This window comes from Gordonia phthalatica (genome assembly GCF_001305675.1).
Taxonomy (GTDB): domain Bacteria; phylum Actinomycetota; class Actinomycetes; order Mycobacteriales; family Mycobacteriaceae; genus Gordonia; species Gordonia phthalatica.
On record NZ_CP011853.1, the window covers coordinates 2,712,754 to 2,727,590 of the forward strand.

Sequence of the window (14,837 nt, forward strand, 5' to 3'; positions counted from 1 at the left end):
CGGGGCGTTCTGCTGTTTTGCGAGTCTCAGTTCAGAGGATCGACTTGATCTCCGCGGCGGCGTCGGCGCCGTAGGCACCGGTCAGTCGCGTGACGACGGTCTCGACGTCCCACGACCATCCCTGGGTCGACTCCGACTCCAGGACCAGCGCGGCGACCATCGAGCCGAGCTGGGCGGCGCGCTCGAAGCCGAGGCCCCGCGAGACACCGGTGAGGAAGCCGGCGCGGAAGCCGTCGCCGACGCCGGTGGGATCGACCTGGTTCTCGACGGCGACGACGTCGACGTGCGTGACGGTGCCGTCACGTTCGATGACGTCCGCTCCCCCGGCGCCGAGTGTCGTGATGCGGGTGCCGACCATCTGCGCCACCTCTGCGGCGTCGAGGCCGGTCTTCTGCAGCAGCAGACCCCACTCGTACTCGTTGGTGAACAGGTACTCGGCGCCGTCGATCAGCTCGCGCGCGGCGTCGCCGTCGATGCGGGCCAGCTGCTGGGAGGGGTCGGCGGCGAACGGGATGCCCTCCGCGCGGCAGGCTCGGGTGTGGCCGACCATCGCCTCGGGATCGTCGGCGCCGATCAGGACCAGGTCGGGGCGACCGGTGGTCGCGAACAGCGCCGGGAGGTCGATGTCCCGGGCCTCGCTCATCGCGCCGGCGTAGAAGCTGGCGAGCTGCGCCATCGACTCGTCGGTGGTGCACATGAAGCGGGCCGTGTGCTGTGTCTGGGAGCGGGACACGCCGCGGCAGTCGACGCCGTTGCCGGTGAGCCACTTCTCGTAGTCGTCGAAGTCGCTGCCCGCGGCACCGATCAGCAGCGGCTTCTCGCCGAGCACGCCGATGGCGTAGGCGATGTTGCCGCCGACCCCGCCGCGATGCACGACGAGGTCCTCGACGAGGAAGCTGAGGGAGATGTGCTCCAGTTGGTCGGCGACCAACTGCTCGGAGAACTTACCGGCGAACTTCATGAGATGGTCGGTCGCGACGGACCCGCAGACGGCGATGAACATCTGTCCAACGGTACTGAAGCGGAAAACGACGACGGCCGCGACCCCGCCGACCGAAGTCGTTGAGGTCGCGGCCGCCGCGAACAGATGCCGGCGTGCGCCGAGATCAGTTGAACGAGTCGCCGCAGGCGCAGCTGCCGGTCGCGTTCGGGTTGTCGATGGTGAAGCCCTGCTTCTCGATGCTGTCGACGAAGTCGATGGTGGCGCCCTGAACGTAGGGGGCGCTCATGCGGTCGACGGCCAGCTTCACGCCGCCGAAGTCCGACACGACGTCGCCGTCGAGGCTGCGGTCGTCGAAGAACAGCTGGTAGCGCAGACCGGCGCAACCACCGGGCTGAACGGCGATGCGCAGAGCCAGGTCGTCGCGGCCCTCCTGATCGAGCAGAGCCTTCGCTTTGGCGGCGGCGGCGTCACTCAGCAGGACACCGGTATCGGTTTCGTTCTGAACGGTCATGTGCACTCCTCGTGTCGCCGGCCGCATCGGTTGAAGGGCGACCAGATACGTTGTCGATGGCTCGCTGAACGGACTCGCGTTCCGTTTATCGCGGCCAACAGGCTTAACCGTACTCGTAGTCGGCTTATTCCCGCATCCCGCCCTCGCCTTTTCCGCGCGTCGGTTCCCACGTTCGGGCGACGTGCTCGGCCACATCCGCCGCGACGGCCGCGGGCTGCGCCACGGACCGTTCGACGGAACCCGCGTGCCTGGCCATCGAGTACACGTCCCGAACCCCGTCGACAGTCGCACCGTCGACCACCTGACCTGCGATGACGACGACCGGTACCGCCGCGCTCGCGGCGTCGGCGGCGACCGCCGCGATCACCTTTCCGTACGCGGTCTGCCGGTCGAACCTCCCCTCACCGGTGATCACCAGATCGGCGGCGGCGATCCGCGCGGCGCGATCTGTGACATCCGCGACCACGGACGCTCCGGCCCCCCGATGCGCGCCGAGCGCCAGGAGAAACGCTCCGAGTCCGCCTGCGGCTCCGGAGCCGGGGAGGTCGCGGACCCGCCGGCCGCCGTGTTCGAGGACGTCGACCCACGCCGCGAGGCGTTCCTCGAGACGAGCGAGCGTCGCGGCGTCGGCGCCCTTCTGCGGACCGAAGACGGCGGCCGCACCGGTCGGGCCGAGCAGCGGATTGGTGACGTCGGTGGCGGCGACCAGTTCCACGTCGGACAGCAGTGCCCTGGCCGCGTCCCACCCGCCGAGGTTCTCGCAGGCGCCGCGGCCGCCGTCGGTGGTCGCACTGCCGCCGAGCCCGACGACGATCCGGCGCGCACCCGCGTCGACCGCCGCGGTGAGCAGCATTCCCAGCCCGGCGGTGTCCGCCGCCCAGGCCGAGCGCGGGCTCGGGCCGTCCTCGCCGAGCAGGTGCAGGCCGCAGACCTGCGCCGACTCCAGGTAGGCGGAGGTGTCGTCGAGCAGCAGGTGTGCGACGACGGGCTCTCCGAGCGGTCCGACGGCGGGCACCTCCACGGTCCGTCCGACGCCGGCCGCGGTCAGCACGTCCACGAATCCGGGGCCGCCGTCGGACTGCGGGAGCAGGTCGAGGCGGTCGTCCGGTCGGGCGCGCCGCCATCCCGCCGCGATCGCCGCGGCCGCGGCCTGCGCCGTCAGCGTGCCGCCGAATTCGTCGGGCGCGATCACCACCCGCGCACGCCGCGTCTGTCCGCTTCGACTCATCACCGCCCGAGGATATCGAGCGGGCCTCGCCCGATGCCGAGTCCGGCGGACACATCGAATACTGTTGAGGTGTGAAGTTGCCGTGGAAATCCGACGCCGACAAGGGTGCTGACGACGCACCGGACGAGACGACTGCCGCCGAGGCCGAGCAGACCCCGCCCACCTCCGGGGCCACGACTCCGGGCAAGGGCCGCCCCACGCCGAAGCGGCGCGACGCCGAGCGACGCCGTGCGCCGATGACCGCCCCGCCCGCCACTCGCGCCGAAGCCCGCGCTCGCAAGAAGTCGCTGCGCGCGTCGATGACGAAGACCGAGCGCAAGGAAGTCGCAGCCGAACGACGCCGGGTGCGGCTCGAGCAGCGCGAGAAGATGATGGACGGCGACGAGAAGTACATGGTCGCCCGTGACCGCGGCCCGGTCCGCGCGATGGCGCGCGACATCGTCGACTCCCGCCGCAACTTCGCCGGGCTGTTCCTGCCGTTCGCGATCTTCCTGCTGGTGGTACTGATGGTGCCGAACCTCGCCGTCATCGGAAACCTGGTGCTCCTGGTCTTCGTGCTCCTGACGATCATCGACTCGATCTACCTGGGTCGCATGGTGAACCGCCGCGTCCGCGAGCGTTTCCCCGACACCACCGACACCGGATTCCGGCTCGGCTGGTACGCCTTCACCCGCGCCATGCAGTTGCGGATGATGCGTGCCCCGCGCCCTCGGCACAAGCCCGGCGACAAGGTCTAGCCCGTGCGCGCACTGGTCCTCGGCGGAATCCGCTCGGGCAAGTCGGCGCACGCCGAGGAGCTGCTCTCCGGAGCCCCCGCGGTCCGGTACATCGCCACCGGCGACCCCGACGGCGATCAGGCGTGGCGGGATCGGATCGACGAGCACCGTCGTCGGCGCGGCGACCGGTACCGGACCGTCGAGTCCCGGAATCTGGCCGGGCTGCTGCGCGCGGCGCCCGCCGACGCGACCCTGATCGACGACCTCGGCACCTGGCTCACCGCCCGCCTCGACGCGACCGGCGCCTGGGACGACCCGACCGTCGATCTGTCCGCGGAGATCGACGACCTCTGCGCGGCGATCGCCGATGTCACCGGTGACCTGGTCATCGTCAGTCCCGAGGTCGGTCTGGCCGTGGTCCCGGCGACCGCCTCCGGACGACGCTTCGCCGACGACCTGGGCCGCCTCAACGCGGCTGTCGCCGCCGTCTGCGACACGGCGACCCTGGTGGTCGCGGGCCGCACGCTGGACCTGCAGGCGACCGCCGCCCCTGACGCACCGGCCGCCGTCGCCGCTGCGGTGCAGCTGGAGCCGGTGCAGTTGGAGCCGGTGCAGCCGGCCGCTCCCCGACCGGCCCCGAGCATGCCCACGGCAGATCTCCCGACCGTCGACCTGGACGCCGTCGACGCCGAGGTCTTCCCCGCCGTCGAACTGCCGGACCATCGGATCGTCGACGAGGCGCGCGCCCGCCAGCTGCAGCTGACGAAGCCGCCGCTCGCCCTCGGTCGACTCGAGGAGCTCGGCAACTGGATGAGCGCCTGCCAGGGCGTGTGCCCGCCCCGCCCGCTGACGGCGCCCGCCGTGGTCGTGTTCGCGGGCGACCACGCCGTCGCCACCGACGGGGTCTCCGCGTATCCGCCCGAGGTGACCGCGCAGATGGTCGCGAACATCGCGTCGGGCGGCGCCGCGATCAACGTCCTCTCCCGCCGGGCCGGTGTCGCCGTCCACGTGCTCGACATGGCCGTCGCCGCCGACACCGATCCCCGCGTCTCCCGCTACAAGGTGCGCTCCGGCAGCGGTGACCTGCGGCGCGGCGAATCGTTGACGATCGCCGAAGCCCGCCGCGCCGTGGCCGCCGGTCGCACGATGGCCGACCAGCTCGTCGACTCCGGCGCCGACCTGCTGATCGCCGGTGACATGGGAATCGGCAACACCACGCCGGCGTCGGTGCTGATCGGCACGTTGACCGATCGCGAGCCGGTGGTCGTGGTGGGCCGCGGCACCGGGATCGACGACGCCACATGGATCCGCAAGACCGCCGCGATCCGTGACGGCATGCGATACGCCCGCCGCTATCGCAACGAACCGCTCGCGCTGCTCGCCGCTGTGGCCGGTGCCGACATCGCCGCGATGGCGGGTTTCCTGGCGCAGGCCGCCGTCCGCAGGACTCCGGCTCTGGTCGACGGTGTCATCACCGCAGCCGCGGCCCTGGTGGCGCATCGGATGGCGCCGGGTGCAGCGTCGTGGTGGCAGGCCGGGCACCTGTCCACCGAGCCCGCGCACCGGTTCGCGCTCGACGACCTCGGCCTCGCACCGATCCTCGACCTGTCGATGCGCCTCGGCGAGGGCACCGGTGCGGTGGCGGCCGTGCCGTTGATCGCGTCGTCGATCGACATCCTGACCGACATGGCGACCTTCGGCGAGGCCGGCGTCAGCGGCGGCGAGTAGTCCCGTCGTGCGGGCGCTGCGCGGTGTGCACGACGCGTTCACCTGGTTGACGGTGCTGCCGCTGCCGCAACCCCGCGGCGACTTCGACCGACGGCGCGGCGGCACCGCGATCTCGGCGGTCCCCCTGGTCGGCGTGGTCCTCGGCACGCTCGGCGCACTGATCGCCCTCGGGCTGTCGCACACCGCGCTGCCGACGACGCTCACCGGCGTCATCGTGGTCGTCTTCCTCGCCCTCGCCACGCGCGGCATGCACCTGGACGGACTCGCGGACACCGCCGACGGGCTCGGCAGCTACGGCGATCCCGACCGCGTCCGCACCATCATGCGCAGCGGCGACGTCGGCCCGTTCGGCGCGGCCACCCTGATCCTGGTGATTCTGGGCCAGTCGCTCGCCTTCGGCGCGTTGGCCGACGACGGCCGGTGGTGGGCCGTCGCGACCGTCGTCTTCGTCGGTCGCGCCACCGTCCCCGTGGTCTGCCGTCGGGCACTGTCCGCTGCGAACGCCGACGGCTTCGGCGCGCTGGTGGCGGGCACGCAGCGCTGGTCGGTCGCGGTGTGGTCGGCGATCGCGATCGCTGCGGCGGTCCTGGTCGGGCTGCTCGACTCCCCTACCGCAGCCGTGCGCGCCGGGGTCACCGTCGTCGTCGCACTGGGCTTCGCGTGGGCGTTCAGCCGTCATGTCTCCCGCCGCGCAGGTGGCGTGACCGGCGACGTGATCGGGGCGACGATCGAACTCGTCACCGCACTCACCGCCGTCGGTCTGCTGCTGTAGCACCGCCCCCGGAAGACGCTTCTGCCGTTGATCGGGCCCCGCTGCTGGGCCCGATCAACGGCAGAAGGTCAGCTGAGTCGACTCACTGCGCGGGCAGCAGCGTCGTCATCCACCCGTGCTTGTCTTCGACGGTGCCGCGCTGGATGCCGGTGAGGGTGTCGCGCAGCTTCTGCGTCACCTCACCGGTTTCGCCGCCGGCGATCGTGTAGTCGTGGGTGTCGCTCTGGACGCGGCCGACCGGGGTGATCACGGCGGCGGTGCCGCAGGCGAAGACCTCGGTGATGTCGCCGTTGGCGACGCCCTCGCGCAGCTCCTCGACGGAGATGCGCCGCTCGTCGACCTTGTAACCGGCGTCGGCCGCCAGGGTCAGCAGCGAGTTGCGGGTGATGCCCGGGAGCAGCGAGCCGGTGAGCTCCGGAGTCACGAGAGTCGCGTCAGCGCCCGAACCGAACACGAAGAACAGGTTCATGCCGCCCATCTCCTCGATGTAGCGGTGCTCCAGGGCGTCGAGCCAGACCACCTGGTCGGCGCCCTTCTCCGCGGCCTGCGCCTGCGCGAGGAGCGAGGCGGCGTAGTTGCCGCCGAACTTGGCGTCACCGGTGCCGCCCGGGGTCGCGCGAACGTACTGCGTGCACAGGTAGACGCTGACCGGCTTCAGTCCGCCCGCGAAGTAGGCGCCCGCGGGCGACGCGATCAGCGAGTACAGGTACTTGTTCGCGGGCCGGACACCGAGGCTGGCCTCCGACGCGAACATGAAGGGACGCAGGTACAGCGACTCCTCGCCGCCGGCCGCGGGCACCCACGCGTGGTCGGCCGCGAGCAGTGCGCGCAGCGAACCGAGGAAGTCCTCTTCGGGGAGCTCGGGCATCGCCAGACGGCGGGCCGAGTTGTTGAAGCGCGCCGCGTTGGCCTCGGGGCGGAAGGCCGCGATGGAGCCGTCGGGCTGGCGGTAGGCCTTGAGGCCTTCGAAGATCTCCTGCGCGTAGTGCAGGACCATGGCGGCGGGATCGAGAGCGATCGGGCCGTAGGGAGTCACGACGGGACGATTCCATCCGTGCTCGCGGTCGAAGTCTACGGTCACCATGTAGTCGGTGAAGTAGTTGCCGAAGCCCGGCGCGGCGAGGATCTCGGCGCGACGGGTCTCCGAAACCGGATGCGGATGCTCGGTACGGGTGAACTCCAAGGTCATGCGGTCATGTTACCGCCGGAGCGCAACAGGATTTCGCGCCCCGGCGCACATTCCGGTCAGACGTGCGTCTGAACGAAGGGCGGCAGCACGACGGTGCAGGTCAGCGCCCGACCGCGGACGTCGACCACCACCTCGTCGCCCTTCTTGATCCCGGACGCCACGTCGATGAAGGCGAGGGCGATGCCCTGCTTCAGGGTCGGCGAGAAGGTGCCGGAGGTGCAGACGCCGATCGACGGCCCGCCCGCCTCGGCATGCACGGTGCAGTCGGCGCGCGGAACGCCGCGGCCGGTGGCGAGGAGGCCGTAGAGGCGGCGCGACGGCCCGGCCTCCCTTTCGGCCACGAGCGCGTCACGACCGAAGAACTCGGGCTTGTCCCAGCCGACGGCCCACGACGTGCGCGCCTGCACGGGCGTGATGTCGACGCTCAGCTCGTGGCCGTGCAGGGCGTAGCCCATCTCGGTGCGCAGCGTGTCGCGGGCGCCGAGACCGGCGGGCTGTCCGCCGCGCGCCGCGACCTCCGCGAGGAGGGCGTCGAAGACCGCGCCGGCGTCGTCCCAGCGGGGCAGCACCTCGTAGCCGTGCTCGCCGGTGTAACCGGTGCGGCACACGCGTAGCGCGACGTCGCGACCGTCGATCGTGATGGTCGCGTCGGCGAACGCCATGTACTCCATCTCGGTCGGCAGACCGAGCGCGGTGAGGACGTCGGTCGACTTCGGGCCCTGCACGGCGAAGACCGCGTACTCGCGGTGCAGGTCGGTGATGGTGATGTCGTCGGGCGCCACGGCCTGCAGCGCCGCGATCACGGCGGGGGTGTTGGCCGCGTTCGGGATCAGGAACACCTCGTCGTCGCTCACCAGGTAGGTGATGAGGTCGTCGATGACGCCACCGGTCTCGGTGCAGCAGAGCGTGTACTGGGCCTTGCCCGCCTCGATCTTGCCGAGGTCGTTGGTGAGGGTGCGGTTGATGAAGGCGGCCGCACCGGGACCGGCGACGAGCGCCTTGCCGAGGTGGCTGACGTCGAAGATGCCGACGGCCTCGCGGACCGCGGTGTGCTCGGCGACGGTGCCGGCGTACGAGACGGGCATGTTCCATCCGCCGAACTCGGCGAAGGAGGCGCCCAGGGCGGTGTGACGATCGGCGATCGGGCCGGCGAGCAGTTCAGTCATGCCCGCTACGGTATCGCCTCGCGTCGCGTCGACGCTCCCCCACCCGGTCCGCATGCGCGCGAGTTCGCCGGTCGCCCGCGGCGAGCCTGTGGCAGAGTTGAAAGGCGTGAGCGCCAACGACTTCTCCGACCGCATCCGCGGCCCCCGCATCGACCTGACCACCGCACTCTCGAACGACGACGACGCCCTGATCGTGGGGTTGATCGCCGCAGGCGAGGGCGACGACGGTCCGTCCCTCCTCCTGGTCGACGATCTGCTCGACGACGAGGCCGCCGAGCAGATCACGGCGAGCCTCACCGCGCTCGGCGCGAAGGGCTCCGCGGGCGAGGTCACCAAGGTCCCGGCCCCGGCCGCCCTGCCTGTCGGAATCGTGCTGGCCGTCGGCCTCGGCGGCGTCGCCCACCTCGACGATGCCGAGAAGGTCCGCCAGGCCGCCGGTGCCGCGATGCGCGCACTCGACGGCTCGGCCCGAGTCGTGAGCACCCTGTCGGCCGCGAACCTCCGCGCCGCCGCCGAGGGCGCCTACCTCGGCGCGTACCGCTTCGACGAGGTGCGCAGCGCCAAGTCGGCGCCGACCGAGCTGCCGCCGAGCACCGTGCTGCTCGCGGTGGACGCCAAGACCAAGCAGGCCAAGGCCGACCTCGATCACGCGGTGATCGTCGCCGACTCGGTGGCCATCGCCCGCGACTTCGTGAACACCCCGCCCAACATCCTGTTCCCCGCCGAGTTCGCCGAACGCACCCGCGTCCTGGCGAGCAAGGCCGGCCTGAAGGTCGAGATCCTCGACGACGTCGAGCTGGCCAAGAGCGGCTACGGCGGCATCATCGGCGTCGGTCAGGGCAGCTCCCGCAAACCGCGTCTGGTGCGCCTGACCCACGAGGCGAAGGGCGCCGAGCGCACCGTCGCCCTTGTCGGCAAGGGCATCACCTTCGACACCGGCGGCATCTCCATCAAGCCGGCCGCGGGCATGGACCACATGACCTCCGACATGGGCGGCGCCGCCGCAGTGATCGCCTCGACGATCGCCGCCGCCCGCCTCGATGTCCCGGTCACCGTGATCGCGACGGTCCCGATGGCCGAGAACATGCCGTCGGCCACCGCGCAGCGTCCGGGCGACGTCCTCACCCAGTACGGCGGCACCACCGTCGAGGTCCTCAACACCGACGCCGAGGGCCGACTGATCCTGGCCGACGCCATCGTCCGCGCCTGCGAGGACGAGCCGGACTTCCTCATTGACACCGCCACGCTCACCGGCGCGCAGATGGTGGCGCTCGGCACGCGCACGCCGGGCGTCCTCGGCACCGAGGACTTCCGCGACCGCGTCGCCACCATCTCCCAGTCGGTCGGCGAGAACGGCTGGCCGATGCCGCTGCCCGACGAGCTCCGCAGCGACCTCGACTCCCGCGTGGCCGACCTCGCCAACGTCACCAACCACCGCTGGGGCGGCATGCTGTCGGCCGCCATGTTCCTGCGCGAGTTCGTCGCCGACGGCCTCGACTGGGCGCACATCGACGTCGCCGGTCCCGCCTTCAACACCGGCGGACCGTGGGGCTACACCGGCAAGGGCGGAACGGGCGTCCCGGTCCGCACCATCGTCGCCGTCATCGAGGACATCGCCGGCGCGAAATAGCCCGGTGAAATCCGGCTGAACGGGAGTGATCTTCACCGCATTCCGCGGTTCGCCGGACTGCCACTGACGTCCTCGGCTTTGGGAGTAGGCTAACTCACGGGCGTCGGCTGACCCGGCCGAAATCACGGGCGCCGGCACACGCAGGCCGGGGCGCGAAACCACACTGCACCAACTGATCGACCGAACCGCACAGTTCACGAATTTGTTAGGGAGTCACATACAAATGGCCTTCTCTGTCGAGATGCCCGCACTGGGCGAGAGCGTCACCGAGGGAACCGTCACACAATGGCTGAAGCAGGAGGGCGACACCGTTGCTGTCGACGAACCCCTGCTCGAGGTCTCCACAGACAAGGTCGACACCGAGATTCCGTCGCCCGTCGCGGGTGTGCTGGTCAAGATCGTCGCCGCTGAGGACGACATCGTCGAGGTCGGCGGTCAGCTCGCGCTGATCGGCGAGGCGGGCGAAGCCGCACCGGCCGCCGAGGCTCCCGCAGCCGCACCGGCACCCGAGCCCGAGCCGGAACCGGCCCCCGAGCCCGCCGCCGCCGAGGCACCGGCCCCTGCGGCCCCCGCGGCTCCCTCCGCCGCTCCCGCGGCCGCTGCTTCCGGCGTCGACGTGCTGATGCCCGAGCTGGGCGAGTCGGTCACCGAGGGCACCGTCACCAATTGGCTCAAGGAGATCGGTGACACCGTCGCCGTCGACGAGCCGCTGGTCGAGGTCTCCACCGACAAGGTCGACACCGAGATCCCGTCCCCCGCCGCAGGCGTGCTGCTGGAGATCGTCGCGGCCACCGACGACATCGTCGAGGTCGGCGGCCGTCTGGCCGTCATCGGCGACCCGAGTGCCGCCGCTGCTGCACCGGCCGCACCGGCACCGGCACCTGCCGCTCCGGCACCCGAGCCCACCCCGGCACCGGCTCCGGCCGCAGCGGCTCCCGCCGCACCGGCACCGACGCCTGCGCCGGCGGCTCCCGCCGCACCTGCTGCTCCCGCCCCGGCACCTGCTGCTCCCGCAGCACCCGCCGCACCGGCCGCCGCAGAACTGCAGTCCACCCCGTACGTGACCCCGCTGGTCCGCAAGCTCGCCGCCGAGAACGGCATCGACCTGTCGACCGTCAAGGGCACCGGCGTCGGCGGCCGCATCCGCAAGCAGGATGTCCTGGCCGCAGCCGAGGCCAAGTCCGCACCGGCGGCCGCCCCTGCCGCTGCCGCCCCCGCGGCCGCTGCTCCGGCACCCGCGAAGTCCGCTGCCTCGGCAGCGAGCCCCGAGCTGGACGCGCTGCGCGGCACCACGCAGAAGATCAACCGCATCCGTCAGATCACGGCCGCCAAGACCCGCGAGTCGCTGCAGACCAGCGCTCAGCTCACGCAGGTCCACGAGGTCGACATGACCCGCATCGCGCAGCTGCGCACCGCGGCCAAGGCATCGTTCAAGGCCGCCGAGGGCGTCAACCTCACGTTCCTTCCGTTCTTCGCGAAGGCCGTCGTCGAGGCGCTCAAGGTCCACCCGAACATCAACGCCTCGATCAACGAGCAGGCCAAGGAGATCACCTACCACGCGGACGTACACCTCGGCATCGCCGTCGACACCCCGCAGGGTCTCCTCTCGCCGGTGATCCACAACGCCGACAACCTCTCGTTGGCCGGCCTGGCCCGCGCGATCGCCGACATCGCCGACCGCGCCCGCAGCGGCAACCTGAAGCCCGACGAGCTCGCCGGCGGCACGTTCACCATCACGAACATCGGCAGCAACGGTGCGCTGTTCGACACCCCGATCCTGGTTCCGCCGCAGGCGGCCATGCTCGGCACCGGCGCCATCGTCAAGCGCCCGGTGGTGCTCACCGCCGAGGACGGCACCGAGTCGATCGCCGCGCGTTCGATGGCCTTCCTGCCGCTGACCTACGACCACCGCCTGATCGACGGCGCCGATGCCGGCCGTTTCATGACGACGGTCCGTCATCGCCTGGAGAACGCCGAGTTCGCCGCCGACCTGGGGCTGTAAGCACCCGGTCATGCGAATAGCGGTTGCGGGCAGCCACGGGCTGATCGGTTCGGCCCTGGTCCCCGCACTGGTGCAGGCGGGGCACGACGTCCACACTCTGGTACGTCGTGCCCCGACCGCCGCACGGGAGATCTCGTGGTCGCCGGATGAGTCCGGCCTCGATCCGCGGCTGCTCCACGGCTTCGACGCCGTGATCGGCTTGGGCGGAGAGAACATCGGCGCCCACCGGTGGAGCGGTCAGGTGAAGCAACGCCTCCGCAACTCCCGCATCATCCCGACGAGCGTGCTCGCCGAGGCCGTCGCCGCCGCGGGCGTCGGCACCTTCATCAGTGCCAGCGCCACCGGCTTCTACGGTGACACCGGTGAGAGCGCGGCCGACGAGACCACGCCGAACGGCACCGGCTTCCTCGCCGACCTCACCCTCGACTGGGAGGACGCGACACGGGCCGCCGCCGACACCGCGCGCGTGGTGACCCTTCGCACCGGCCCGGTCCTGTCCCCTCGCGGCGGCCTGCTCGGCAGGCTCCGCCCGCTCTATCGGCTCGGCCTCGGCGCCCGTCTGGGCGACGGACGGCAGTGGTTCTCCTGGATCACCCTTCCCGATGAGGTCGCCGCCATCTCCCACGTGCTCGACGACCCGACGCTGTCCGGCCCGGTGAACCTCACCGCCCCGGAACCCGTCCGGTTCGCCGACTTCTCCGCCGCCCTGGCCCGGACCGTGCACCGCCCCGCGGTGATGCGGATCCCCGCCGCACTGGCCCGCCGCGCAGGCGGCGAGATGGTCGAGGAGATGGTCCTCGCGTCCTCACGCGTGGTCCCGTCGCGCCTCGTCGAACACGGATTCACCCACATCCACCCGAACATCGAATCAGCACTGGAGTACAGCTGTGCGTAACGCATCGTCGCGCGCCGACGGCGCACCGATCGAGGTCCGTCGACTCGGCACCGTCGACTACACCGAAGCCTATGAACTGCAGCACCGCCTCGCCGAGCAGCGCGCCACCGGCGAGCTCGACCACGACGTGATGCTGTTGCTCGAGCACCCGTCCACCTACACGGCAGGCAAACGGACCGAGGACTCGGACCGCCCCGTCAACGGAGCGCCGGTCATCGACGTCGACCGCGGCGGCCGGATCACCTGGCACGGTCCCGGCCAACTCGTCGGGTACCCGATCATCAAGCTCTCCGAGCCGCTCGACGTCGTCGACTACGTCCGGCGTCTCGAGGAGGCTCTCATCCGGGTCTGCGCACGAAAGGGCGTCTCGACCGGTCGCGTCGACGGCCGTTCCGGGGTGTGGCTCCGCGACGCCACCGGCGAACGCAAGCTCGGTCAGATCGGGATCCGCGTCGCCAAGGGAGTCACCCTTCACGGTTTCGCCCTCAACGTGGATCCCGACATGACGGTGTTCGACGCGATCGTGCCGTGCGGCATCGCCGACGCGGGCGTCACGTCCATCGCCAAGGAGATCGGTTCGCCGGTCGCCGTCGACGACGTCATCGACGACGTCATCGAGCTCGTTCAGCAGTGCCTGGACGACCCTGCGGGACCCTCGGTGGGCTCCGCCGACGCCCTGGCCTCGACCGACGAGGCCGCCGAAACCACCAGCGTAGGATCTGTGCAGTGACCACCTCGCCCGTTCGCCCCACCGTCGACCCCGCCCCCACGAGCCCCGCCGATGCGCCGGCAGGCAAGAAGCTGCTGCGTCTGGAAGTGCGGAACTCGCAGACTCCGATCGAGCGCAAACCGAAGTGGATCAAAACGCGCGCGACGATGGGTCCGGAGTACACCGAACTCAAGGGTCTCGTCCGCAGCGAGGGCCTGCACACCGTGTGCGAGGAGGCCGGCTGCCCCAACATCTACGAGTGCTGGGAGGACCGCGAGGCCACCTTCCTCATCGGTGGCAGCCAGTGCACGCGTCGCTGCGACTTCTGCCAGATCGACACCGGTAAGCCCGACGCCCTGGATCGCGACGAGCCGCGCCGCGTCGCCGAGTCCGTCCAGTCGATGGGTCTGCGCTACTCGACCATCACCGGCGTCGCTCGCGACGACCTGCCCGACGAGGGCGCCTGGCTGTACGCCGAGACCGTCCGCAAGATCCACGAGCTCAACCCCGGCACCGGCGTCGAGAACCTGATCCCCGACTTCCACGCGAAGCCCGACCTGCTGGAGCAGGTCTTCGAGTCCCGTCCGGAGGTGCTCGCGCACAACGTCGAGACCGTTCCGCGCATCTTCAAGAGCATCCGCCCGGCGTTCCGCTACGAGAAGTCCCTCGAGGTCCTCACGCGGGCCCGCGACTTCGGGCTCGTCACCAAGTCGAACCTGATCCTCGGCATGGGCGAGACGCCCGACGAGGTCCAGTCGGCACTGCGCGACCTGCACGACGCCGGGTGCGACATCATCACCATCACCCAGTACCTTCGCCCGTCGGTCCGCCACCACCCGGTGGACCGCTGGGTGCGACCGGAAGAGTTCGTCGAGCACTCCAAGTACGCCGAATCGATCGGGTTCGCCGGTGTCATGGCCGGTCCGCTGGTGCGGTCGTCGTACCGCGCAGGTCGCCTGTACGCGCAGGCGATGGCCCGCCACGGCCGCGAGCTGCCCGCCGATCTGGCGCACCTCGCCCAGGCGGGATCCGCCTCGCAGGAGGCGTCCTCGGTGCTGGCTCGCATGGCTCGCTGACGCACTCCCCTGTACGGCCGATCGCCGTCGATCCTTCGGGATCGGCGGCGTTCTGCTGACCTCCGGCCTCGTCTCGACGGTCCTGGCCCGGTGCAAGATCCGCTGCGGTCGCCGTAAGATCGAGAGCGAAGTCCTCGTCGGACTCGTCATCGGCGCCACCGTCTCGGTCTCCGCGATCCTGCTCGGCTTCAACCGACCGCTGCTCATCTCGCTGACCGACGGTGTCGAAACGAGCGCGACTTCCCGGATTCGGCCCACCGCCGCGCAAAATC

At 70.9% G+C, this 14,837-nt stretch carries 13 protein-coding genes; 8 read left to right on the top strand and 5 right to left on the bottom strand.

Going from position 1 to position 14,837, the window contains the following annotated elements; translation table 11 throughout:
* Nucleotides 1-31: 31 nt before the first annotated feature.
* The 3 genes from ACH46_RS12710 to ACH46_RS12720 form a co-directional block, all read right to left on the bottom strand.
* The gene (locus ACH46_RS12710; RefSeq protein WP_062393256.1) at nucleotides 32-1,003 is read right to left on the bottom strand and encodes a carbohydrate kinase family protein; all 972 of its coding nucleotides are present in this window, start codon (nucleotides 1,001-1,003) and stop codon (nucleotides 32-34) included.
* Nucleotides 1,004-1,106: 103 nt separating this feature from the next.
* Entirely contained in the window at nucleotides 1,107-1,454 is a 348-nt protein-coding gene (locus tag ACH46_RS12715; protein WP_062393257.1) for a HesB/IscA family protein, read from the bottom strand.
* 124 nt (nucleotides 1,455-1,578) lie between these two features.
* On the bottom strand, nucleotides 1,579-2,682 hold the full coding sequence (locus ACH46_RS12720; protein WP_062393258.1) for a glycerate kinase family protein: 1,104 nt from the start codon (nucleotides 2,680-2,682) through the stop codon (nucleotides 1,579-1,581).
* Nucleotides 2,683-2,753: 71 nt separating this feature from the next.
* Between ACH46_RS12720 and ACH46_RS12725 the strand changes: the two genes are divergently transcribed.
* The 3 genes from ACH46_RS12725 to ACH46_RS12735 are packed head-to-tail and all read left to right on the top strand — an operon-like array spanning nucleotide 2,754 to nucleotide 5,898.
* Nucleotides 2,754-3,419 carry a DUF3043 domain-containing protein gene (locus ACH46_RS12725; protein ID WP_062393259.1) on the top strand — a complete coding sequence of 222 codons (666 nt, stop codon included), beginning with the start codon at nucleotides 2,754-2,756 and terminating at the stop codon, nucleotides 3,417-3,419.
* Nucleotides 3,420-3,422: 3 nt separating this feature from the next.
* On the top strand, nucleotides 3,423-5,126 hold the full coding sequence (gene cobT / locus ACH46_RS12730) for a nicotinate-nucleotide--dimethylbenzimidazole phosphoribosyltransferase (protein WP_062393260.1): 1,704 nt from the start codon (nucleotides 3,423-3,425) through the stop codon (nucleotides 5,124-5,126).
* Nucleotides 5,127-5,133: 7 nt separating this feature from the next.
* Nucleotides 5,134-5,898 (top strand): adenosylcobinamide-GDP ribazoletransferase, encoded by a 765-nt coding sequence (locus ACH46_RS12735; protein ID WP_062393261.1) that lies wholly within the window; start codon nucleotides 5,134-5,136, stop codon nucleotides 5,896-5,898.
* Between the two features lie 82 nt (nucleotides 5,899-5,980).
* On the opposite strand, the gene ACH46_RS12740 is transcribed toward ACH46_RS12735, so the two are convergent.
* Together ACH46_RS12740 and gcvT are read right to left on the bottom strand one after the other, a co-directional pair.
* The gene (locus ACH46_RS12740; protein ID WP_062393262.1) at nucleotides 5,981-7,087 is read right to left on the bottom strand and encodes a branched-chain amino acid aminotransferase; all 1,107 of its coding nucleotides are present in this window, start codon (nucleotides 7,085-7,087) and stop codon (nucleotides 5,981-5,983) included.
* Nucleotides 7,088-7,143: 56 nt separating this feature from the next.
* Nucleotides 7,144-8,253 carry a glycine cleavage system aminomethyltransferase GcvT gene (gcvT, locus tag ACH46_RS12745; RefSeq protein ID WP_062393263.1) on the bottom strand — a complete coding sequence of 370 codons (1,110 nt, stop codon included), beginning with the start codon at nucleotides 8,251-8,253 and terminating at the stop codon, nucleotides 7,144-7,146.
* Between the two features lie 106 nt (nucleotides 8,254-8,359).
* Here gcvT and ACH46_RS12750 point away from each other — a divergent pair, with 106 nt between their 5' ends.
* From ACH46_RS12750 to lipA, 5 genes are all read left to right on the top strand, one after another.
* Complete coding sequence (locus tag ACH46_RS12750) at nucleotides 8,360-9,883, top strand: leucyl aminopeptidase (protein WP_062395380.1); 1,524 nt, start codon at nucleotides 8,360-8,362, stop codon at nucleotides 9,881-9,883.
* Nucleotides 9,884-10,106: 223 nt separating this feature from the next.
* Nucleotides 10,107-11,885, top strand: a complete 1,779-nt coding sequence (gene sucB / locus ACH46_RS12755) for a 2-oxoglutarate dehydrogenase, E2 component, dihydrolipoamide succinyltransferase (RefSeq protein ID WP_062393264.1) — start codon at nucleotides 10,107-10,109, stop codon at nucleotides 11,883-11,885.
* A gap of 10 nt (nucleotides 11,886-11,895) precedes the next feature.
* A complete protein-coding gene (locus tag ACH46_RS12760; protein ID WP_062393265.1) occupies nucleotides 11,896-12,780 on the top strand; it encodes a TIGR01777 family oxidoreductase in 885 nt (294 codons plus the stop codon).
* Nucleotides 12,773-13,510 carry a lipoyl(octanoyl) transferase LipB gene (gene lipB / locus ACH46_RS12765; RefSeq protein ID WP_062393266.1) on the top strand — a complete coding sequence of 246 codons (738 nt, stop codon included), beginning with the start codon at nucleotides 12,773-12,775 and terminating at the stop codon, nucleotides 13,508-13,510. Before ACH46_RS12760 ends, lipB begins: the two co-directional genes overlap by 8 nt.
* Complete coding sequence (gene lipA / locus ACH46_RS12770) at nucleotides 13,507-14,565, top strand: lipoyl synthase (RefSeq protein WP_062393267.1); 1,059 nt, start codon at nucleotides 13,507-13,509, stop codon at nucleotides 14,563-14,565. Before lipB ends, lipA begins: the two co-directional genes overlap by 4 nt.
* Nucleotides 14,566-14,837 lie beyond the last annotated feature (272 nt).